General features: G+C 62.4%; 18 protein-coding genes. 8 read left to right on the top strand and 10 right to left on the bottom strand.

Translation table 11 applies throughout. The features are described from left to right. Position 1: 1 nt before the first annotated feature. The 5 genes from LB555_RS18460 to LB555_RS18440 all read right to left on the bottom strand — a co-directional run bounded on the left by LB555_RS18460 (position 2) and on the right by LB555_RS18440 (position 5,705). Positions 2 to 1,165, bottom strand: coding sequence for a mandelate racemase/muconate lactonizing enzyme family protein (locus LB555_RS18460; RefSeq protein WP_224683440.1), 1,164 nt, complete (start codon positions 1,163 to 1,165; stop codon positions 2 to 4). 33 nt (positions 1,166 to 1,198) lie between these two features. Next, positions 1,199 to 2,296 (bottom strand): ABC transporter ATP-binding protein, encoded by a 1,098-nt coding sequence (locus LB555_RS18455; protein WP_224683439.1) that lies wholly within the window; start codon positions 2,294 to 2,296, stop codon positions 1,199 to 1,201. Positions 2,297 to 2,306: 10 nt separating this feature from the next. Then, the gene (locus LB555_RS18450; RefSeq protein ID WP_015319199.1) at positions 2,307 to 3,197 is read right to left on the bottom strand and encodes a carbohydrate ABC transporter permease; all 891 of its coding nucleotides are present in this window, start codon (positions 3,195 to 3,197) and stop codon (positions 2,307 to 2,309) included. Continuing rightward, complete coding sequence (locus LB555_RS18445; RefSeq protein WP_224683438.1) at positions 3,194 to 4,153, bottom strand: carbohydrate ABC transporter permease; 960 nt, start codon at positions 4,151 to 4,153, stop codon at positions 3,194 to 3,196. Before LB555_RS18445 ends, LB555_RS18450 begins: the two co-directional genes overlap by 4 nt. A gap of 73 nt (positions 4,154 to 4,226) precedes the next feature. Beyond that, a complete protein-coding gene (locus LB555_RS18440; RefSeq protein ID WP_015319197.1) occupies positions 4,227 to 5,705 on the bottom strand; it encodes an ABC transporter substrate-binding protein in 1,479 nt (492 codons plus the stop codon). A 184-nt stretch (positions 5,706 to 5,889) separates the two neighbouring features. On the opposite strand from LB555_RS18440, the gene LB555_RS18435 reads away from it, so the two are divergent. The 5 genes from LB555_RS18435 (at position 5,890) to LB555_RS18415 (ending at position 10,875) form a co-directional block, all read left to right on the top strand. Continuing rightward, entirely contained in the window at positions 5,890 to 6,600 is a 711-nt protein-coding gene (locus LB555_RS18435; protein WP_140665610.1) for a GntR family transcriptional regulator, read from the top strand. Between the two features lie 56 nt (positions 6,601 to 6,656). Beyond that, entirely contained in the window at positions 6,657 to 7,823 is a 1,167-nt protein-coding gene (locus LB555_RS18430; RefSeq protein ID WP_015319195.1) for a mandelate racemase/muconate lactonizing enzyme family protein, read from the top strand. Between the two features lie 55 nt (positions 7,824 to 7,878). Next, entirely contained in the window at positions 7,879 to 9,237 is a 1,359-nt protein-coding gene (locus LB555_RS18425; protein ID WP_224683437.1) for a mandelate racemase/muconate lactonizing enzyme family protein, read from the top strand. A gap of 102 nt (positions 9,238 to 9,339) precedes the next feature. After that, complete coding sequence (locus LB555_RS18420; RefSeq protein ID WP_140617572.1) at positions 9,340 to 9,666, top strand: NIPSNAP family protein; 327 nt, start codon at positions 9,340 to 9,342, stop codon at positions 9,664 to 9,666. 9 nt (positions 9,667 to 9,675) lie between these two features. Then, positions 9,676 to 10,875, top strand: a complete 1,200-nt coding sequence (locus tag LB555_RS18415) for a mandelate racemase/muconate lactonizing enzyme family protein (RefSeq protein WP_224683436.1) — start codon at positions 9,676 to 9,678, stop codon at positions 10,873 to 10,875. A gap of 111 nt (positions 10,876 to 10,986) precedes the next feature. Here LB555_RS18415 and LB555_RS18410 read toward each other — a convergent pair whose 3' ends face one another. The 5 genes from LB555_RS18410 to LB555_RS18390 all read right to left on the bottom strand — a co-directional run bounded on the left by LB555_RS18410 (position 10,987) and on the right by LB555_RS18390 (position 15,945). Beyond that, the gene (locus LB555_RS18410; protein WP_015319191.1) at positions 10,987 to 11,580 is read right to left on the bottom strand and encodes a DJ-1/PfpI family protein; all 594 of its coding nucleotides are present in this window, start codon (positions 11,578 to 11,580) and stop codon (positions 10,987 to 10,989) included. Between the two features lie 67 nt (positions 11,581 to 11,647). Next, positions 11,648 to 12,598: a substrate-binding domain-containing protein gene (locus tag LB555_RS18405; RefSeq protein ID WP_224683435.1), complete on the bottom strand. Its 951-nt coding sequence runs from the start codon at positions 12,596 to 12,598 to the stop codon at positions 11,648 to 11,650. 55 nt (positions 12,599 to 12,653) lie between these two features. Further along, on the bottom strand, positions 12,654 to 13,652 hold the full coding sequence (locus tag LB555_RS18400; protein ID WP_411909895.1) for an ABC transporter permease: 999 nt from the start codon (positions 13,650 to 13,652) through the stop codon (positions 12,654 to 12,656). Continuing rightward, positions 13,640 to 15,232, bottom strand: coding sequence for a sugar ABC transporter ATP-binding protein (locus LB555_RS18395; protein ID WP_224683434.1), 1,593 nt, complete (start codon positions 15,230 to 15,232; stop codon positions 13,640 to 13,642). The genes LB555_RS18400 and LB555_RS18395 overlap by 13 nt, the downstream gene beginning before the upstream one ends. Positions 15,233 to 15,243: 11 nt before the next feature. Further along, positions 15,244 to 15,945: a GntR family transcriptional regulator gene (locus tag LB555_RS18390; protein ID WP_015319187.1), complete on the bottom strand. Its 702-nt coding sequence runs from the start codon at positions 15,943 to 15,945 to the stop codon at positions 15,244 to 15,246. A gap of 154 nt (positions 15,946 to 16,099) precedes the next feature. On the opposite strand from LB555_RS18390, the gene LB555_RS18385 reads away from it, so the two are divergent. From LB555_RS18385 to LB555_RS18375, 3 genes are read left to right on the top strand one after another with little or no spacing between them, the layout of a single operon-like run. Further along, the gene (locus LB555_RS18385; RefSeq protein WP_224683433.1) at positions 16,100 to 17,326 is read left to right on the top strand and encodes an iron-containing alcohol dehydrogenase; all 1,227 of its coding nucleotides are present in this window, start codon (positions 16,100 to 16,102) and stop codon (positions 17,324 to 17,326) included. Positions 17,327 to 17,343: 17 nt separating this feature from the next. Then, the gene (locus LB555_RS18380; protein ID WP_224683432.1) at positions 17,344 to 18,831 is read left to right on the top strand and encodes an NAD-dependent succinate-semialdehyde dehydrogenase; all 1,488 of its coding nucleotides are present in this window, start codon (positions 17,344 to 17,346) and stop codon (positions 18,829 to 18,831) included. A gap of 9 nt (positions 18,832 to 18,840) precedes the next feature. Next, on the top strand, positions 18,841 to 19,656 hold the full coding sequence (locus LB555_RS18375; protein WP_224683431.1) for an alpha/beta hydrolase: 816 nt from the start codon (positions 18,841 to 18,843) through the stop codon (positions 19,654 to 19,656). Positions 19,657 to 19,793 lie beyond the last annotated feature (137 nt).

The following is a 19,793-nucleotide window of genomic DNA, read 5'->3' as shown; positions in this document are numbered from 1 at the left end:
ACTACCAGTTCGTGACAGAACCATCGCGGCGCTTGAGGTGGGGCGCTTCCCAGAAACGGAAGCTCTGCGCCTGGACGGCCTCTTCGTTGACCTCGACGCCGAGCCCCGGCAGATCGCGCACCGGGTAGTCGGGGCCGTCGAGCCGTGGTTGCACCGGGAAAAATTCGGAATTGTCGAAGCCAAGCCTTGCTTCGGGGGCCCTGGTCTCGAGCCATGCGAAGTTGGGGACCGCGGCGGCCAGATGCACGGTCGCGGCCGTGCACACTGGACCAAGCGGATTGTGCGGCATCAGGTCCACATAGTGCGCCTCGCTCCAGCCAGCGATTTTCATTGCCTCGGTGAACCCGCCGGCATTGCAGATATCGAGCCGGTTGAACTGGTGGATGCCGCGCTCGATATAGGGCAGGAACTGCCACTTGCTGGCAAATTCCTCGCCAATGGCGAAGGGGATGTCGGTCATCGTGCGGAGGGATTCGTACGCTTCCGGCGTCTCGTCGCGTATCGGCTCCTCGAGAAAATCGAGCACGCCGCGGTCGAGCTTGTTGCAGAAGCTCGCCGCCTCCGCCACCGACAGCCGATGATGATAGTCGATGCCGATGACGACGTCGTTACCCAGCGCCCGGCGCGCCTTGTTCAGCATGGTCGCGGTAGCGCCGATCGACTCGCGTGGCTCGAAGACTTCCCTGCTGTTTTGCCCGACGGGAAAGAAGCGGATCGCCTGCCAGCCTTGTGCGCGCAGTTCACGGGCCCGCTCGATGGCAACATCGCCCTCGGCTTCGTCTCCGGTCGAGGCGAAGGTGGGGATCCGGTCGCGCTGCTTGCCGCCCAGCAGCTCGTAGACCGGCACCCCCAGCGCCTTGCCCTTGATATCGTGGAGGGCGATATCGATGGCCGAAATAGCCGCCTGCAGAACCCGCCCGCCTTCGAAATACTGGCTGCGATAAACCTCCTGCCAAATCCGCCCGATCTGCATGGGATCGCGGCCGACAAGAAACTCGCGATAGTGCTCGACCGCGCCGGCCACGGCCTTCTCGCGGCCGCTCAGGCCGCTCTCGCCCCAGCCGAAGATGCCCTGGTCGGTCTCGACCTTGACCAGCATCTGATTGCGCGTTCCCACCCATGCCGGATAGGGTTTGATCGCCGTGATCTTAAGTTTCGTAGTCATCCACGCCCATGTCCCACACGCATCCGCCCTGTCTCAGTTGGCCTCGAGAGCCATCTCGGTTTCACCGTCGAACAGATGCATCCGCTCCTGGTCGAACTCGAGCCAGATACGCTCGTCGGGCGCGACGGCAATGTTGGGCGGCACGCTGACGTTGACGATGGCACCGGACAGGAACGCCTGCACGAAGGTGACGTCTCCGGTTGGTTCCACCGTGTAGACCTTGGCCGGGATGCTGCCTTGCACGGCGCTCTTGTGCAGCTTGATCGTCGAGTGGCGTGCGCCGAGCACGATTTTCCTGGTCGTTGCCCCCGTGACCTTCTGGACGTTGCGCGGCGAGAGCCCGAGGCTCCAGCCCTCCGCGCTGGTCAGCACGGTGTTGCCGTTCGCCGTCGATGTCTCCAGCGGAATGAGGCTCATTGCCGGGCTGCCGATGAAGCTGGCGACGAACATGTTCACCGGATGGGCAAAGACCTGCGCCGGTGAATCGTATTGCTGCAGGAAGCCGCCGTTCATCACCGCCATCTTGTCGGCCATGGTGACGGCTTCGAGCTGGTCGTGCGTCACATAGATGATCGTCGCCTTGAGGTCCTGGTGGAAGCGCTTGATCTCCGACCGCATCTGTACGCGCAGTTTCGCGTCGAGGTTGGAGAGCGGCTCGTCCATGAGAAACACCGCGGGATCGCGCACGAGCGCACGGCCCAGCGCCACACGCTGCTGCTGCCCGCCCGAAAGTTCGCGCGGCTTGCGCTCGAGCAGGTGCGTCATGTCGAGCACGCGCGCCGCTTCCTTGACCTTCTTGTCGATCTCGTCCCTGGGCAGTTTGCGCATCTGTAGCGGGAACGCGAGGTTCATGTAGACCGACTTTTGCGGATAGAGTGCGTAGTTCTGGAACACCATTGCGATGTCCCGGTCCTTGGGGTCGAGATCGTTGACCACCTGGTCGCCAATGAGGATGTCGCCCGATGTGATCGGGGTCAGCCCGGCAACGAGATTGAGCGTGGTCGTCTTTCCGCAGCCTGAAGGGCCGACAAGCGCAACGAACTCGCCGTCGTTGACCGTCAGTGAAACGTCGTTGACGGCCTTGAAGCCGCCATAGGTCTTGACGAGATCTTTGAGGACCACGTGGGCCATCGGCAACTCCCTAATGCTTGACCGCGCCTTCTGTCAGGGCGCGTACGAAGTATCGCTGCAGGACGAGGAACAGCACCACGACAGGCACGCTCATCATGAAGCTCGCCGCCATCAGTCCCGGAAAGTCCGTCGTGTTTTCCGAGAAGAAGCGCTGGATGCCGACCGGCAGGGTCAACTGTTCATTTTTGGAGAGGAACGTGTAGGCGTAGATGTACTCGTTCCACGCGCCGATGAAGGAATAGATCGCGGTGGCGATGATCCCCGGCGTCGAGAGCGGCATCACGATCATGATGAAGGCCTGGAACCGTGTTGCCCCATCGATACGCGCCGCCTGCTCGAGCTGCACCGGGATGTTGTCGTAAAAACCCTTGAGCAGCCAGATCGCCAGGGGCAGGCCGAAGGTGAGATAGGTCAGGATCAGCGAGCCATGCGTGTTCACCAGCCCGATCGCACGCATCAGGATGAAGAGCGGCACGAGAAAGATCACCGCTGGGAACATGTTGCGCAGCAGCACGGCGAAGAACAGGAAGTTCCGGCCGGGGAAGGTGAAGCGCGAAAACGCGTAGGCCGCGGGGACGGCAACGATCACCGAAAGGATTGTCGTGACGGTCGACACGAACAGGCTGTTCCAGAAGAAGCGCAGGAAGTCCTGGCCGACGCTGTTCTGCGGATCGAGCAGCTTCTTGTAGCTGGCAAGCGTAGGCTCGTTTGGCCACCATTGCGGCGGGAACTGCGTCGCCGCGAAGCCGGACTTGATCGAGGTGATCAGCATCCAGATCATCGGCACCGCGGTGTAAATCAGCATGAACAAGAGGAAGATGCGCCCGGCCCAGCGCCATCCGTCGACGCGCATGCGGCGATGGGGCCGGCCTCGGGAGGCTGTCTCTGCAAGCGTGCTCATGTGCTCCCCTCTTTCCGCTCGTTGCCGCTCAGCGCCCGGACGTAGAAATAGCCCAGCGTCATCAGGATGAGGAACAGGAGCACCGAATAAGCCGATGCCACGCCCCAGCGCTGGCGGCCGAAGGCGAGCTCATAGATGTGGGTTATCCAGATATGCGATGCGTTCGACGGCCCGCCTGCGGTCATGATCCAGGGGATGATGAAGGAATTGAAGTTGGCCACCGCGAGCAGCAGGATCGTCACCACCGAGACGTTGCGCAAGTGCGGGAAAGTGACGTGCCAGAAGCGCTGCCATGCATTGGCCCCGTCGACCTTGGCGGCCCGCAACAATTGCTCGGGGACTGTCTGCAGGCCGGCCATCATCATGATCATGGCAAACGGAAACTCGCGCCAGATATTGACGACGATCAGAGAGGGCAGCACCGTGCTGACGTTGTCGATGAAATTGGGTGGCCGGTCAGTCAATCCGAGGCCGACCAGCACCGCGCCGATGATGCCGAAATCCGAATGGTAGATCCACTTCCAGATATAGGAGGCGGCAACGGCGCTGATCACCCAGGGAATGATCAGGATGGCGCGCAGGACGCCGCGGCCGACAAAGTCTCGGTGCAGCGCCAGCGCCGTGGCAAACCCCAGGACAAAGGAGATCAAAGTGGATCCGAATGTCCAGATCAGGGTGTTCCAGGTTACTTTCCAGAACACATCGCTGGTGAGGATGGTGGTGTAATTGTCGAAGCCGATGAAGGTCTTGTCGCGGAGCTGCAGACCGGGCGGCGTCTTATAGAACGACAGCTCGATCGTGTAGTAGATCGGATAGGCGATGACGACGAGCATCACGGCGATCGCCGGGAGCACGTATGCGTAGTCGGCGCGATGGGCCCAGACGTTCCGCAATGCGCCTGACCCGCCGGGTTGCGATTTTCGGCGAGCCTCGGCCTTGCCGGTCACGATCGTCACTGTGGCGTGCCCTTGTTTTTCGAAAAGAACCGGCTGCGCTCTTGGCGCCCCCGGTTCGCAGGTCAGGTTGGGACTAGAGCCCGCCCATTAGGTCTTTCACCTTCTTGGCCGCATCGTCCGCTGCCTGGTCGACGGTCATCGCGCCGGTCAGCGCATTCTGCAGCATGTCCGGGACGATGATATTCATGATCTCGGGGGATTCCGGCAGCGCCGGGAAGGGGATGCCATAGGGCAGCATCGAAGTCGTGACATCGAGGAACTTGATATGGTCCAGACGTTCCTTCATCCATTTGGTCTTGAAGCCGTTAAGATTGCCCGGGTTCGAGCCGGCATAGGCCATCTTCAGCGACCATTCGGGGCTCGCCCACATGCAGATCATCGCCTTCGCGGCCGGCTCGTCCACCTTGCCACCCTCTACATACTCGGGCTTCAGGATGTGAATGTTCGAGCCGCCGAACACGACGGCGCGCTTGCCGTCAGGACCGGTCGGGATCAGGCCGTAGCGCATATTGTCGATGACGGTCTGCGCCTTGTCCTTGTCGGTCCCGGTCGCCTTGGCCTGCAGGTCGAGCATGACGTTGTAGTCGGACGGGTGGGAAACCATCATGCCCAACTGGCCGGCGACGAACAGAGGCTGGTTGTCGGCCTGCTGGTTGGTAAGTGCCGAAACCGGAACCGACTTGTCGCGGACATACATGTCGTATGAGGCTTGCAGCGCCGCCTTGCTCTGCGGGCTGTCGAGTTCCACCTCCTTGTAAGTCGGGTTCGCGGTGGCTTCGTCGAAGACGCCGCCGCCATAGGCCCACAGCTGTGGCATGAAGCGATAGGGCGTATTGCCGGCATTCTTGCGAGCCACGAGGCCGTAACCGGCAATGCCGAGCTTGTCGTGGATCTGCTTGGAATATTTGACGACGTCGTCCCAGGTTGCGGGAGCCTTGTCCGGATCGAGACCCGCACGCTTGAAGATGTCGGCATTCCAGATGAACGCCATCGTCTCGTTGTTCGTTGGAACGCCGTATGTGACCCCATCCCAGGTCACGGCCTTCATGGCGCCGGGCCAGAAATCCTCGGTCGAATAGCCCACATCCTCCGGTTTGAGCGGCTGTAGATAGCCTTTCGAGGCGAATTCGGTACCGCCCAGGATTTGCAGGCGCACCGCCATCGGCGCGGCATTGCCCAGGAGCGCGGTGCGGAACTTGTCGAGAAGGTCGTTATAGGTGAGGGCCTGTTCCTCGAGCTTGATGTTCGGATAGGTCTTGCGGAAAGTCTCGAAGAAATCCTTGTAGTACTGGCGCAGCAGGTCGGGATCGCCCTCGAACACGCCCTGATACCAGAAAGTCAGTCGCCCCTTGTAATCCAGCGGCGTGACCTTGGCGCAATCGCCGGCCGTGTCGAAATCCTGTGTTCCCGCGATGGAGCGCACATATTCGGGCGACCATTTGCTGAGGTCGACCGGTGGCGCACCCAACGCCGATGTGGACATAAGTGATGCCGTCAAAATACCGACGACAGTGCCGCGCAGGACCGCACTGCCGAGCATGATCCTCGTCATAGGTATCCTCCCTGGTTCTCCGCCCTGCGATCGCGAGGATGGTTATTGCAGTACGGTGTATCCTCTCGACCACTTGGTACGTTTTCAGAACATGGATTGCCTGTCAACGCACGAGATCGTACATTGTTTATGGGAACCGTGCGTGATATCGGACAGACTGTGTATTAATTTGGGGAGCCGGCCCTTGGCCGAAACAGACGATTTCAAAGCCAAGCCACCCCCGGGGATCGACGCCACCGGAGCCTCCAGCGAGGGTGCCTCGCTTTACGAACTGATCAGGGAAGACATCATCGAGGGACGGCTCGCCGCCAACGAACGGCTTGTTGTGACCGATCTCGCCCGCCGCCACGGCACGTCGACCAATCCCGTGCGCGAGGCCCTGCAACTGTTGCGGGGCGAGGGGTTCGTCATCTTTTCTCCCAACCGCGGGGCGCGTGTAAGGCCCATCGATCAGGATTTCGTCCGCGATATCTACGAGATCGGAGTTCTGATCGAGCCAGCCCTGACGCGATGGTTTGTAGGTATGGCCACCGGCGAGGACATCGCCGAACTCGAACGCATCCAAGGCCTGATCGAAGAGAACAATTTCGCCGACACGTTCAGGCACAGTGAACTGGATACCGCATTTCACACGGTGATGTACCAGCGGCACTATAACCGCCATGCCGCCGAGCTCTGGTGGAAGCATCGCGAAGTGCTGCGAGCGGTGAGCCGGCGTTTCAATTTCACGCTCGCGCGGCGTGCCGCGATCATTCGTGAGCATCGCGAACTCATTGCGCTCATCAAGGCCGGGGAGGCCGACAAGGCGGCCGAACTCATCTCCCGCCACGTCGAGGGTTCCGGCCGGCATGTTCTCGAACAGATGCGTGCACGCAACGCCGCTCGGGCCGGATAGGACGAGGGGTCAGGTCTGGAACAGCGTGGTTGACCACTAGTGAAAAGGCAGTTGAAATGAAAATCACGAGCGTTCGGCCGTGGCTGATCAAGTCTGGTGCTTCCTATTGGGGGGAATTCCTGTTCGTCGAGGTAACGACAGACGAGGGAGTGAGCGGCTGGGGAGAGATCACCACCACCACGAAGCTCGCCAACCGCGCCCTCTGCACGATCCTTCGACAGATCGGAGCCGCCGTGACAGGCGAAGATCCGGCGCGTATCGAATGCCTCTGGCACAAGATCTTCCGCGGCTTCACCTATATGGGTAGCCGTGGCGCCGCGGTCGAATGCGTGAGCGCGATCGACATAGCCCTCTGGGACATCAGGGGCAAAGTCCTCGGCAAGCCGATCTACGAGCTGTTGGGCGGGCCGGTCCGCGATGAGATCGCGCTCTACACCCATCCCAACCAGGCCAAATTCACCAGCAAGGACGCTGTGGTGCGCGAAATCCTGGACATCGTCGAGTCCGGACATACTGCTCTAAAGTTCGACCCCTTCCCCCACCAGGGTCGCGATGCCGACGGTGTGTCGCGCGAACAGCGGGACGGCTATCTCGACGGCGGCATGACCCGCAAGGACGAGCGCGAGGCTGCCGAACTCACGGCTCTGATCCGAGAAACGGCAGGCCCCGACATCGACATCCTCATCGATGCGCACGGCCGCTTCGATGTTCCGACCGCCATTCGCCTCTGTCGCAGCCTCGAGGAAGCCGGCCAGATCGACTGGTTCGAGGAGCCATGCCCGCCCGAGAGCCTTAACGCCCTCAAGCAGGTTCGCGAGAAGGTCAGTGCCGCTATCTCTTGGGGCGAGCGTGGCCACACAAAGTGGGATTTCGTGCCGGTTCTTGAGAACAAGCTCGCCGACTACATCATGCCTGACGTCACCTGGACCGGCGGAATTACCGAACTCAAGAAGATTTCCGCCCTGTGCGAAGCCTACTACATCCCAGTCTCGCCGCATGACGCCGCGGGACCGATCAACGTGGTTGCGGGAGCGCAGGTGATGATGACCGTTCCGAACTTCTACAAGCTCGAAACGTCGGAGTGGAATTTGGGCAAGTACGATCATCTTATCGACAAGCCGCTCGATGTTTCGAACGGTAGCCTCAAGCTCTCGTTGAGGCCGGGTCTCGGCATCGAGATGAACCGCGATTACCTGCAAGCCCATGAGATCGAACTGGGCTAGCAACGCAATCGGCAGCATGCGGGCGACAACCCGCAAATCAGAACGAGGATAAGTCATGCCAAGGACCGATGGAGCCGACGAGGCCCTCAACCGGGTCAACACCGACTCGAAGCCGTCCGAGCTTCGCATCACCGACATGCGGGTGGCCGAGATCGTCGGTGCGCCGTTCACCTCGGCGCTGCTCAAGATCTATACCAACCAAGGCATCGTCGGGCTTGGCGAGGTGCGCGACGGCGCCAGCGCCACCTACGCGCTGATGCTGAAGAGCCGGCTGCTTGGCGAGAACCCCTGCGACATCGATCGCCTGTTTCGCCGCATCAAGCAATTCGGCGGGCACGGTCGGCAGGGCGGCGGCGTCTCGGCGGTCGAGATCGCGCTCTGGGATCTCGCCGGCAAGGCCTATGGCGTTCCCATCTACCAGATGCTCGGCGGCAAGTTCCGCGATCAGGTGCGCGTCTATTGCGATACCGATGCCGAGAAACCGAGCGGCACCGAAACCGGAAAGCGCCTCAAGCAGCGCATGGACCGTGGTTTCACCTTCCTCAAGATGGACCTGGGCTTGATGCAGATCGCCCATGTCCCGGGCGCCGTATCCGCGCCCGCCGGCGCGCTCGAAGGGTTTCATGCCAATCCGCGCGGCCGTGGCGGCACGCTTGAGGAGCGCAAGGCCCGCAATCTCGCCTACGACGCGCAGAACGTGCAGCACCCGTTCACCGGCCTGCATTTCACCGAAAAGGGGATCGACCTGCTCGAGCAGTACATCCACGAGGTTCGCGAGGTGATCGGATACGAGATCCCGCTCGCCATCGACCATGTCGGCCACATCTCGCTGCAGGACGGCATACGCCTGTCGCGTCGCATCGAGAAATACGCCCCGGCCTGGCTGGAGGATGTGATCCCCTGGCAACACACCGAGCAGTACCGGCAATTGCAGGGGGCCACCACGGTGCCGATGTGCACCGGCGAAGACATCTACCTCAAGGAAGGCTTCGAGCCGCTGCTCAAGAGCGGCGGCCTCTCCGTCATCCACCCGGACCTGCTCACCAGTGGGGGTATTCTCGAGACCAAGAAGATCGGCGACATGGCGCAGGATCACGGTGTCGCCATGGCCATCCATATGGCCGAAAGCCCGATCGCCGCGATGGCCGCCGCGCATGTCGCGACCGCTACCGAAAACTTCATGGCCCTCGAATACCACTCCGCCGATGTCGAGTGGTGGGACGATATCGTCACCGGCCTGCCCAAGCCGCTCGTCAAGGACGGCTTCATCACCGTGCCCGACAAGCCGGGGCTGGGCATAGACGATGTGGTCGACGAGGTGATCAGCCAGCACCTGCAGCCCGGTGTCACCGGGATATGGCAATCCACCGAGCATTGGGACAATGAATATAGCTGGGACCGGACCTGGAGTTAGCCCAGACTCCTGCCCTCACTCTCCTTGGCTCACAGGGCCGACGACTGACCATTCTTGTCGACCTCTCCCAAGGGAGAGGCGAAGAAAGAAACGGACGAAACCATGATCTACGAACTGCGCATCTATGACTGCCTGCCGGGCAGGCTGCCGGCTTTGCTCAAGCGCTTTTCCGACCAAACGCTGGCCATCTGGGAGAGGCATGGCATCCGCCAAGCCGGGTTTTTCACCACGGCAATCGGCGAAAACAGCAACCGCCTCACCTATTTCCTAGCCTGGGAATCACTGGCCGAGCGTGAGGCGAAATGGACGGCTTTCGTCACCGATCCGGCATGGCACAGGGCCCGGGACGAGTCCGAGCGCGACGGGCAGATCGTTGCCAATATCAGCAGCCAGCTGCTCACGCCGACAGCTTTCTCGTCCGTGAGATAGGACCGCGCGATGAAGATCACCGACCTTCGCTGTGCCGTTATCGGCAAGCACCCCATCGTTCGCGTCGTGACCGACGAGGGCCTCTATGGACTGGGAGAAGTCGAGTTCACCAAGACCTACCTCAAGCCCTTTGTGCTGCATTTCCGCGAGGCGCTGATCGGCGAGGATCCGACCGATGTCGAGCGGGTCATGTTGAAGATCCGCCAACGCGGTTCTTTCAAGCCCTACGGCGCGGCGGTCAGCGCTATCGAACATGCGCTTTGGGACATTGCCGGCAAGGCCGCGGGCGTGCCGGCCTATAAGCTGCTCGGCGGCAAGGTGCGCGACAAGGTACGCGTCTATAACGGCTCGATCCGCCAGAAGCGCACAGGTGACCGGCCGGAGGACTATGCCGCAGACGTCAAATGGATGATGGAGCAGCCGCAGAATTTCTTCATGGTTAAGCAAGGCATCTCGTTCCATTCCAACATGAAGGACAGCATCGAGGACTTCCATTACGGCGTGACGCAGAAGAAGGCCGGCTATCACGGTGCCATGGATCAGGGCGTGATCAGCGAACGCGGTTTCAACCACATGCTCGACTGCGTGATCGCGATGAAGGAAGTGCTGGGCGATAAGGTCAGCCTGGCACTCGATTGCGGCCCGGGCTGGATGCTGCCCGATGCGATCAAGTTCGCCCGCGCGGTCGAGAGGTACAATCTGATGTGGCTGGAGGACATGCTGACCGGCGACTATGTGCCGTGGGTCAATCCGCAGGCCTACCGGGAACTGACCACCTCCACCTCGACGCCGATCCATACCGGCGAGCAGATTTACCTCAGGCACAATTTCAAGGAGCTGATCGAGACACAGGCGGTGCGCGTCATCGGCCCCGATCCTGCCGACATCGGCGGCATTGCCGAGCTCAAATGGGTCGCCGAGCACGCCTATATGCACTCGATTCTGATGGCGCCGCATGGCACGGCGAATGGCCTGCTGGGCCTCGGCGCGCTGATCAACGTCTGCGCCACCTTGCCCGCCAATTACGTGGCGTTCGAATACCCCAGTGCCTCGGACCCCTGGTGGAACGACATCGTCATCGGCCTGCCCAAGCAGATCGTGAGGGACAGCATGGTGGATCTGCTGGAAGCACCGGGGCTAGGCCTCGACATCGACGCCGAAAGCGCCAGGAAGTATTTGCTGGCGGAGGATGCCGGATTCTTCGATTGACCGGCGACGGTGGCCCTCGATCTCACCGACCGAGGGCCCGCTTCAAAGACACGTGGATGCACATCCCATCACAACAGAAGCCGGCGCATTGTTGACGCGCGCCGACCTTGCTTAATTATGGCGGATCTCGGTCCCGAGCACCTTCAGGCATTCGCGGATGAAGGCAGCGAGGGCTGTCCATCCCTTGGCCGACACCATGGTTCCGTCGACATACGCCTCCGTCGGCGAGAGGTCGATGTAGGTGCCGCCGGCCAGCGTCACTTCCGGTTCGCAAGCGGCGAGCGCGCCGACCTTCTTGCCGCGCACGACACCGTCCACGGCAATCAGAATCTGGACCCCATGGCAGATCGTGAAGATCGGCTTCTGGGTATCGTGGAAGTGGCGCACCATGGCTTGCACCCGTTTGTCGGTGCGGATGTATTCCGGGCCGCGGCCGCCGGCGCAATATACGGCGTGGTATTGATCGAGCTGCTTTTCCGCCTCGGCAAACGTCTTGTTGATCACCTGAAAATGGCCGAGCTTTTCGGTGTAGGTCTGGTCGCCCTCGAAGTCGTGCAGGGAGGTCTTGATGAGGTCTCCTGCCTTCTTGTCCGGGCAGACCACGTGGACCGTGTGACCGACGGCTTCCATTGCTTGCTGGTAGACGAAGATCTCGTACTCCTCGGTGAACTCGCCGGTGAGCATCAATATTTTCTTGCCTGACATGATCATGTCCTCTGTCGTGTGAAAGGGGCGGGGCGAGTCATGCTGCGCCCCGCATTGATTGCGTTCTTCAGAACGGAGAGTCGGGGAAGAAGTATTCCTTGGCGTTGTCCTTGGTGATCAGCGGCGCGTCCAGCTTGACGGCGCCGCGAACCGGGGCCTGGCCAACCAAATTGGCCATGGTCATGTATATGGCCGTCTTGATCATGGACGGCGGGTAGGGAGTCTCGACGGGGGTCATGGTGTCGCCGTCGATGACCTTCTTGACGATGTCCTTCATGCCGTTGCCGCCAAGCGCCAGCTTGATATCGGTGCGGCCCGACTGCTTGACCGCCTCGAGCACCCCCAGCAGCATGTCGTCGTCGTTCGCCCACACCGCGTCGATGTGCGGATATTTGGCGAGGTAGTCCTGCATCAGCTTGAAGGCTTCGTCGCTGTTCCAATGAGCGTACTGGATGTCGAGAACCTTGAGGCCGGTCCCGGCGATGGCGTCCTGGAAGCCCTTGATGCGCTCGTCGTCGATCACGGTCGGGATGCCGCGCAGGACAACCAGGTCGCCCTTGCCGCCAAGCTTGTCGATCATGTATTTCGCGGTGTTGCGCCCGACGGCGATGTTGTCGCCGGCGACGTAGAGGCCCTGGATGGTCGGGTCGGTCAGGCCACGGTCGACGACCGTGATGAAGGTGCCCTTCTCCTTGATGGCCTTGACCGGCTCAGTCAATTCTTCCGAGGAGTAAGGCAGGATCACCAGCGCATCGATCTTGCGTGAGGCGGAGAGATCCTCGATCGCCGACACCTGATCGGCCGCCGACGGCGACGTCTTTACGATGACCTCGACGCCGGGGAAAGCCGCGTTGATTTCCTTGGCGGCCGTCTGCGCGTGATAGACGACGCCGGCGGTCCAGCCGTGGTCGGCGGCCGGTATCGAAACGGCGATGACTTTCTTGTCCTCGGCCATGGCATGGCCCGTGAGCAGCAGCGTGCCGAGCGCGGCCGCAGCCATCCATTTTTTACTGAACATTTTCTTCTCCCAGATTGGACCTGCAAAGACGCACCCGTGTGGTCCGGACACGGGGCTATTTCGAATTCGAGAACCTCTGAATGAGCATCGCGATGATGATGATGACGCCCTGAACCGCGGCGACCAGATACTCGGAGACGAAGTCCGACAGCACCATGAGATTGGCGATCAGCTCCAGAATGACGGCGCCGGCGACGGTTCCCCAGACATGACCCTTGCCGCCACGCAGCGCCGTGCCGCCGATCACCACGGCAGTGATCACCTGCAGTTCCCAGAGCTGCCCGGTGGTCGGCGTTGCCGCACCCAGTCGCGGTACGTAGCAGATTGCGGCGATGGCCACGCAGACGCCTTGGACGATGTAAGCGATGGTGCGCGTCTTGATAACGGAGATGCCGGAATAGCGCGCGACGTCCTCGTTTGCGCCGACCGCCGCACATTTGCGCCCATACTTCATCTTGTAGAGGACGAACGATGCGACCGCGGCGACGGCGACGGATATCAGGATCGGGATCGGGACACCGCCGACGGTGCCGAAATAGACCGGCCGATAGGCTTCGCGCAGCGACCGGTCGATCGGTATCGTGCCGCCGTCGGTCAGATAGGTGATCAACGCACGGAAAATGCCCATTGTGCCGAGCGTCGCAATGAACGGTTCGATCCGGCCTATGGTGACGATCAGGCCGTTGGCGAGGCCACACATAAGACCGACCAGGGTCGCCACGAGCATTCCAGCCGGTATCGCCCACAGGCCGGCGTGCGGCGCCACCGCGTTCATGAACATGATGGTGATGCCGGTGACGAAGGCGGCCATCGAGCCGACGGAAAGATCGAGCCCTCCCGACGAGATAACGAACGTCGCGCCGACAGCGATGATGGCGATGAAGGCGCTGCGGGTGATGACGTTGGCAAGGTTGGTCGCGGAGAGGAAGTCTGGATTGATGAGGAAGCCGACCACCAGCAGGGCGGCCAATGCCAGGAAGGGACCCACGTCGGTCCAGGTGATGTTCAAATCACCGACGCGATGTGTGGATGGGGATCCGGTCATGACAGCCATTCTGTTCCTCCCTCGGCCTTCGGTCTCGGTTTCGGGCCGCTTGTCGCCAGCAGCGCCACATTGCTTTCGGTCATCTCGGCGCCTTGGACCTCGCCCGTCAGGCGGCCTTCCCGCATGACGAGGATGCGGTCGCAGATGCCGATCAGCTCCTGCATTTCCGACGAGATGACGATGCAGGCTTTGCCGCTGCCGACGATGGCGTGGATGAAGGCGTAGATCTGAGCCTTGTTGGCGATGTCGATGCCACGGGTCGGTTCATCGATGACGACCACAGAGGGGTTGGTGAGCAGCACCTTGGCGAGCAGCAGCTTCTGCTGATTGCCGCCGGAAAGCTGTCCCGCCTTCACGCCAGGGCTCTTGAGCCGGATATCGTAGCTCCGGACGGCCTCTGTCAGCGCGGCCGACTCGCGGCGTCTGCTGAGAGCCAATGCGGGATGGAACCGTTCAAGTGCGGAAAGCGTGAGGTTGGGCGCCAGCCGTTCCTCGAGGAGCAGGCCCTTGCTCTTTCGGTCCTCGGTCAGGTAGCCGATGCCTGCGTCGATCGCTTCGCGTTGCGAGCGGATCCGGACGGGTCGTCCCTCGAGTTCGATCACGGCGTGGGCCGGACGCAGGCCCACCAGCCCTTCGAACAATTCCGTGCGGCCCGCGCCGATCATGCCGGCAAAGCCAAGAATTTCGCCCCTGTGAACGGTGAAAGAGACGTCTTCGGCGTAGCCCGGGACGGTGGCGTTTTTCACGCTCAGCATCGGCTCATTGGACGGTGCGCTCTTCTGCGGGTAGAGCGTTGCAAGCTCGCGGCCGACCATCAGGCGTGCCATGTCCATCTGCGTCAGGGCCGTGCCCGGATAGGTGCCGATCATCCTGCCGTCGCGCAGCACGGTCACCTTGTCGGCAAGCTGCTGCACCTCATCCAGCCGATGGCTTATATAGAGGACGGCCGTGCCGTGGGCCTTTAGCTGCCGGACGATTTCGAGGAGCCGATCCACTTCCTCGCCGGTCAGCACGGCGGTCGGCTCGTCGAAGATCACGACCTTGTAGTCGTCGAGCAGCGCGCGGGCGATCTGGACCAACTGGCGGTCGGCCAGCGAGATGTCGCGCACCAGCGCGGTCGGCGAGACCGCGCAGCCGATCCGTGCCAGCTTCTCGGCTGCAAGGCGCCGCATGGCGCGGTCGTCCATCACATGGCGGCGCGAAAGCTCGCGGCCGAGAAATAGGTTGTCCGTCACCGTAAGCGCTTCGGCGAGCAGGATCTCCTGGTGCACGAGGGCGATGCCGGCTTTCTGGGCCTGGTCCGGCTTGGCGAACGTCACCGGCCGACCGGCCATGGACAAGGTGCCGCGGGTTGGCTCGGCATAGCCGGACAGCAGCCGCATCAAAGTGGATTTTCCGGCACCGTTCTCGCCGATGATGGCGTGGATTTCGCCCGGCAGGATGTCGAGCGTGACGTCGGAGAGCACGGTCACCGGCCCATATTGCTTCGAGAGACCCTGAGCGCGCAGCACCGGCTCCACGGCCCCGGGCGCACTGCCGCCGGGCAGCGCACATCCTCCCTCTCCGGCAATATTGGCGGTAACGGACATTCGTTCAGGCCTCAATCGAAGGCCGGCAGCAGGCGATCGCGCGAGTGCTCGATGTGGGCGCGCATTGCTTTCGCGGCGGCATCCGGATCGGCAGAGCCGAACGCGGCGAGGATCGCCTCATGCTCGTCCAGCGCCTCCTCGGTCACGCGGGAATGGTACATCAGGCGGAAAATGTGGAAGTGGGTGTGTTGAAAACCCAGCGTCTCGCGGATGAGCTCGTTTTCGGCGTATTCCATGATCTTGTCGTGGAAGATCGCGTCCTGCCTGGCGAAGTTCGAATAACGCAGGCGCTCGTCCTTGCCCTCGCGGCGCGACATCACGCCTGCGGCCTCCAGCAGCGTGCCGAGTTTGGCTTCGTCCATCGTGGCAGCGGCTTTCGCCGCGCCGTGCGGTTCGAGCAGGAGACGCATTTCGTACAATTCGTCGAAACGACGCCGCGTGATCTGCGGCGCGGCGCGATATCCGATCAGGTGCGTCTTCAGAACCAGTCCTTCGCCTTCGAGACGCCCCAGCGCCTCGCGGATCGGCGTATGGGAAACGTCGAACTCCTTGACCAGATTGTCGACGGTGATGCGCGAACCGGGCGCGATCTTCAGCGACATCAGCTGGGCGAAGATGGCCTCGTAGACGTCCTCGGCCAGGCTGCCGGCCCGCTGAATGCGGCCCGCTCCCGTGGGCGCTTCACCATTATTGCTCAAACTGACAGATTGCATTTCTCGCCTCTCGACTGGGGAGACTGCTAACACGAGGGTTTGACCGATGCAATACTATATCCTATACGATTTTATCGGCGCCGCTCAATTGAGGATTTTCGGTGCGGATTTTTGCAATGTGTTTCTCCGAAACTCCCCAAGGATGCAGCCTGTCATGAGCCTTCTCACAGCCCTCCGGCTCCCACGCGAAATTCTATTCGGAAAGGGACAACGTCATGCGCTGCCAGCCGTGGCCGGCCGCCATGGCCGCCGCGCCCTGGTCTGCACCGACGAGCGTTTCGCCGGCACCGGCGTGTTCGCCGAAATGATGGAATCCCTGCGGTCGGCGTCGATCGACGTGCTGGTTCACGACGGTGTCCTTCCGGACGTGCCGCGCGATTCGGTGGCGGTCTGCGTCGAGGAAGCGAGGGGCTTCCGGCCAGATATGGTGATCGGCATCGGCGGCGGCAGCTGTCTCGATTTCGCCAAATGTGCCGCCTTGTTGATCAGCCATGGCGGCGAGCTGCGGGACTACTACGGCGAGTTCAAGGTCCCGGGGCCGATGCTGCCGCTGATCGCCGTGCCGACCACGGCTGGCACAGGATCGGAGGTGACGCCCGTTGCAGTGATATCGGATCCGGACCGGACGCTCAAAGTCGGCATATCGAGCCCCTATCTCATTGCTGCCGTTGCCGTCTGCGACCCCGAACTGACAATGACTTGTCCGCCGGGCCTGACCGCGGTTGCCGGTGCCGACGCGCTCACGCATGCGATCGAGGCCTTTACGGCCATGCGCCGGGACGGGGACTTCAGCCTGCCGCAGCGCCACGTGTTCATCGGCAAGACGCCGCTGACCGACCATTTCGCGCTGCTGGCCGTCAAACTTCTCGGCCGCAGCCTGGAGAAGGCGTGCATTGACGGCGGCGACGCCGAGGCGCGCTCCGACGTGATGATGGGAGCGCTGGCTGCGGGTTGCGCGTTCGGCACCGCCGGCACGGCGGCAGCGCACGCGGTGCAATACCCGGCCGGCGCGCTCACACATACGCCGCATGGGCTGGGAGTGGCGACAATGATGCCTTACGTCATGAGCTACAACAGCCGCGTGGCCGCGGCTGAGATCGCCGAGATAGGGATTGCTCTTGGCCTGGAGCCGAACGGTCGTGGCGTCGACGAAATGGCGGACGCGACCATCGAGGAGATCAGGCGCTTGTTTGCGGCGATCGGCATCACCCCGACGCTGGCCGGTTTGGGGCTCCCGGCCGAGAAGCTCGACTGGACCGCCGAGCAGGCGCTCGGCATCGATCGCCTGATCAAGAACAATCCGCGCCCATTCGACCTCGCCGCCATGCGCCGCCTTGTCCAGGCGGCCTATGACGGCGATCTCACCGCCTGCGCCATGTGAACGTCAGGAACAAGACGATGAACCTTCCCTACAATGCCTTCCCTCTCGATCAGGATCCGTACGACGTTCGGGGCTTTCCGCACCGGCTCTATATTGGCGGACAATGGCTGCCGTCGTCCGACGGCGGGCTCATCGAGGTCACCGATCCATCCTCCGGCGCGGTGATCGCGGCGGTCCCCGATGCGACCCTGGAGGATGCCGCCGCCGCGGTCGAGGCGGCGGCCAAGGCGGCCAAGGGGTGGCGCGAGACAGCGCCGCGCAAGCGCTCGGAGATTCTCAGGCGCTGTTTCGAGCTGATGGTCGAGCGGTCGGAGACGCTTGCCATGCTGATCTCGCTGGAGAACGGCAAGGCCCTGCGCGACGCGCGCGGCGAGGTCGCCTATGCAGCTGAATTCTTCCGCTGGAACGCCGAGGAGGCTGTTCGTATCACCGGCGAGTTCGGCACCGCCCCGTCCGGCGCCAACCGCATCGTCGTCGATTACCAGCCGATCGGCATCTGCGTCCTCATCACGCCGTGGAATTTCCCCGCCGCGATGGCGACGCGCAAGATCGCACCGGCACTCGCGGCAGGCTGCACGGTCATTCTGAAACCGGCCAGCGAGACGCCGCTGACCGCCTATGCGCTGGCCGCGCTCTACAGCGACGCCGGCGTACCGGACGGTGTCGTGAACGTGCTGACGACGTCGACACCCGGCCCCCTGACGTCGGCCATGCTGGCCGATCCGCGCGTCAGGAAGCTCTCCTTCACCGGTTCGACCGGGATCGGCCGGGCCTTGCTCGCCGAGGCCGCCAAACATGTGATTTCCTGTTCCATGGAGCTTGGCGGCAATGCGCCCTTCATCGTTTTCGACGATGCCGATCTCGACGCGGCCCTCGACGGCGCCATGATCGCCAAAATGCGCAATGCCGGCGAAGCCTGTACGGCGGCCAACCGCATTTACGTCCAGTCGGGTATCCACGATGCGTTCGCCGACGGCCTTGCGCAGCGCATGGCTGCGCTCAAGATCGGCGCCGGCACCAAGGCGGACACCGAATGTGGACCCATGATCACCAAGAAGGCGGTCGACAAGATCGACCGGCTGGTCAAGGACGCGGTCAGCCGGGGTGCCAAGGTACTGTGCGGCGGCTCGGTGCCTGAAGGGGATGGCTCTTTCTATCCGCCGACGGTCCTGTCCGAAGTCTCGCCGGACGCCGATATGGCGCATGAGGAGATCTTCGGCCCGGTAGCGCCCATCACCCGCTTCGAGAGCGAGGCGCAGGCCATTCTCCACGCCAACAACACCGAATACGGCCTCGCCGCCTATCTCTACACCCGCGATGTGGCGCGCGGCATGCGGGTGGCCGCCGAGATCGAGGCCGGCATGATCGGCCTCAACCGCGGCCTGATGTCGGATCCCGCCGCGCCCTTCGGCGGAGTCAAGCAGAGCGGCCTCGGGCGGGAAGGGGGCCAGCATCACGGCATCGCCGAGTTCATGGAGGCCAAATACATCGCTGTAACCTTCTGAGCGGACACCATGTCGAAGGACCCTTTTCGCACCCGTGACCACGTTGCCGATTTCGATGACATCGTGGCCGACATCGTCGCCCGCAGCACCGCGACGCGGGCTTCGCTGCCGATGCTGGCGGACATCGCCTATGGCCCGCACGAGGCCGAACGCCTCGACCTGTTCTTTCCGGAGGGACCGCGCAGGAACCTCCCGGTGCACATCTTCATCCATGGCGGCTATTGGCGCATGTTCGCCAAGAGCGACTATTCCTATATCGCCGAAACGGTGACGAGCGCCGGGGCAATCGCGGTCGTGATCGACTATGCACTCATGCCCGCCGTCAGGATGGCGGCAATCGTCGACCAGGTCCGGCGCGCGAGGCAATGGGTGCTGGATAATATCGCCAGCCATGGCGGCGATGCCGGTCGGCTAAGCGTCAGCGGTCATTCCGCCGGGGCGCATCTGGCGACTTTTTTGTTCGACGAGGGGGCGGCACATCCGCCGTCGGCGGCACTCCTGCTCGGCGGGCTCTACGATTTGAAGCCCCTCCAGCAATCCTTCCTTGAGCCCTTGATAGGCCTGACCGACACGGAAGTTGAGGCGTATTCGCCGATGGGCAAATCCCACTCGTCGCGGACAAAGGTCACGCTGCTGGTCGGCGAGCGGGAAACCGAACCGTTTCACCTACAGGCCAAATTGTTTGCCGATCGCCTGACGGAGCAGCGCCTGACGGCTTCGAGCGGCATCGTCGAGGGGCGCAATCACATGGACAGTGTCCGGGATTTGGGTGTCAGGCATACAAAAGCGGGCACTTGGCTGTACGACATGATCCGAGCCGCTTGATCGATCCTGTCTCAGCCGAAACCTTCCCCCGTTAAGCCTTGCGCAACTCATGGCGCGTAATCTGCCTGCCAGATTGCGAGGCACCATGAAGCGCCAACCACTATTGCTTTTCGCCTTTCCTGCCTGTGTCCTGCTGA

Source organism: Mesorhizobium sp. BR-1-1-10 (assembly GCF_020165595.1).
Lineage (GTDB): Bacteria > Pseudomonadota > Alphaproteobacteria > Rhizobiales > Rhizobiaceae > Mesorhizobium > Mesorhizobium australicum.
This window is presented reverse-complemented; position numbering and strand designations above follow the sequence as displayed.

Excerpts from the sequence above, each read along its gene's own strand:
- LB555_RS18455 (WP_224683439.1), bottom strand. The coding sequence starts at position 2,296 with ATGGCCCACGTGGTCCTCAAAGATCTCGTCAAGACCTATGGCGGCTTC.
- LB555_RS18430 (WP_015319195.1), top strand. The coding sequence starts at position 6,657 with ATGAAAATCACGAGCGTTCGGCCGTGGCTGATCAAGTCTGGTGCTTCC.
- LB555_RS18420 (WP_140617572.1), top strand. The coding sequence starts at position 9,340 with ATGATCTACGAACTGCGCATCTATGACTGCCTGCCGGGCAGGCTGCCG.
- LB555_RS18450 (WP_015319199.1), bottom strand. The coding sequence starts at position 3,197 with ATGAGCACGCTTGCAGAGACAGCCTCCCGAGGCCGGCCCCATCGCCGC.
- LB555_RS18385 (WP_224683433.1), top strand. The coding sequence starts at position 16,100 with ATGAGCCTTCTCACAGCCCTCCGGCTCCCACGCGAAATTCTATTCGGA.
- LB555_RS18410 (WP_015319191.1), bottom strand. The coding sequence starts at position 11,580 with ATGTCAGGCAAGAAAATATTGATGCTCACCGGCGAGTTCACCGAGGAG.
- LB555_RS18425 (WP_224683437.1), top strand. The coding sequence starts at position 7,879 with ATGCCAAGGACCGATGGAGCCGACGAGGCCCTCAACCGGGTCAACACC.
- LB555_RS18415 (WP_224683436.1), top strand. The coding sequence starts at position 9,676 with ATGAAGATCACCGACCTTCGCTGTGCCGTTATCGGCAAGCACCCCATC.
- LB555_RS18400 (WP_411909895.1), bottom strand. The coding sequence starts at position 13,652 with ATGGCTGTCATGACCGGATCCCCATCCACACATCGCGTCGGTGATTTG.
- LB555_RS18405 (WP_224683435.1), bottom strand. The coding sequence starts at position 12,598 with ATGTTCAGTAAAAAATGGATGGCTGCGGCCGCGCTCGGCACGCTGCTG.
- LB555_RS18380 (WP_224683432.1), top strand. The coding sequence starts at position 17,344 with ATGAACCTTCCCTACAATGCCTTCCCTCTCGATCAGGATCCGTACGAC.
- LB555_RS18440 (WP_015319197.1), bottom strand. The coding sequence starts at position 5,705 with ATGACGAGGATCATGCTCGGCAGTGCGGTCCTGCGCGGCACTGTCGTC.
- LB555_RS18395 (WP_224683434.1), bottom strand. The coding sequence starts at position 15,232 with ATGTCCGTTACCGCCAATATTGCCGGAGAGGGAGGATGTGCGCTGCCC.
- LB555_RS18460 (WP_224683440.1), bottom strand. The coding sequence starts at position 1,165 with ATGACTACGAAACTTAAGATCACGGCGATCAAACCCTATCCGGCATGG.
- LB555_RS18375 (WP_224683431.1), top strand. The coding sequence starts at position 18,841 with ATGTCGAAGGACCCTTTTCGCACCCGTGACCACGTTGCCGATTTCGAT.
- LB555_RS18390 (WP_015319187.1), bottom strand. The coding sequence starts at position 15,945 with ATGCAATCTGTCAGTTTGAGCAATAATGGTGAAGCGCCCACGGGAGCG.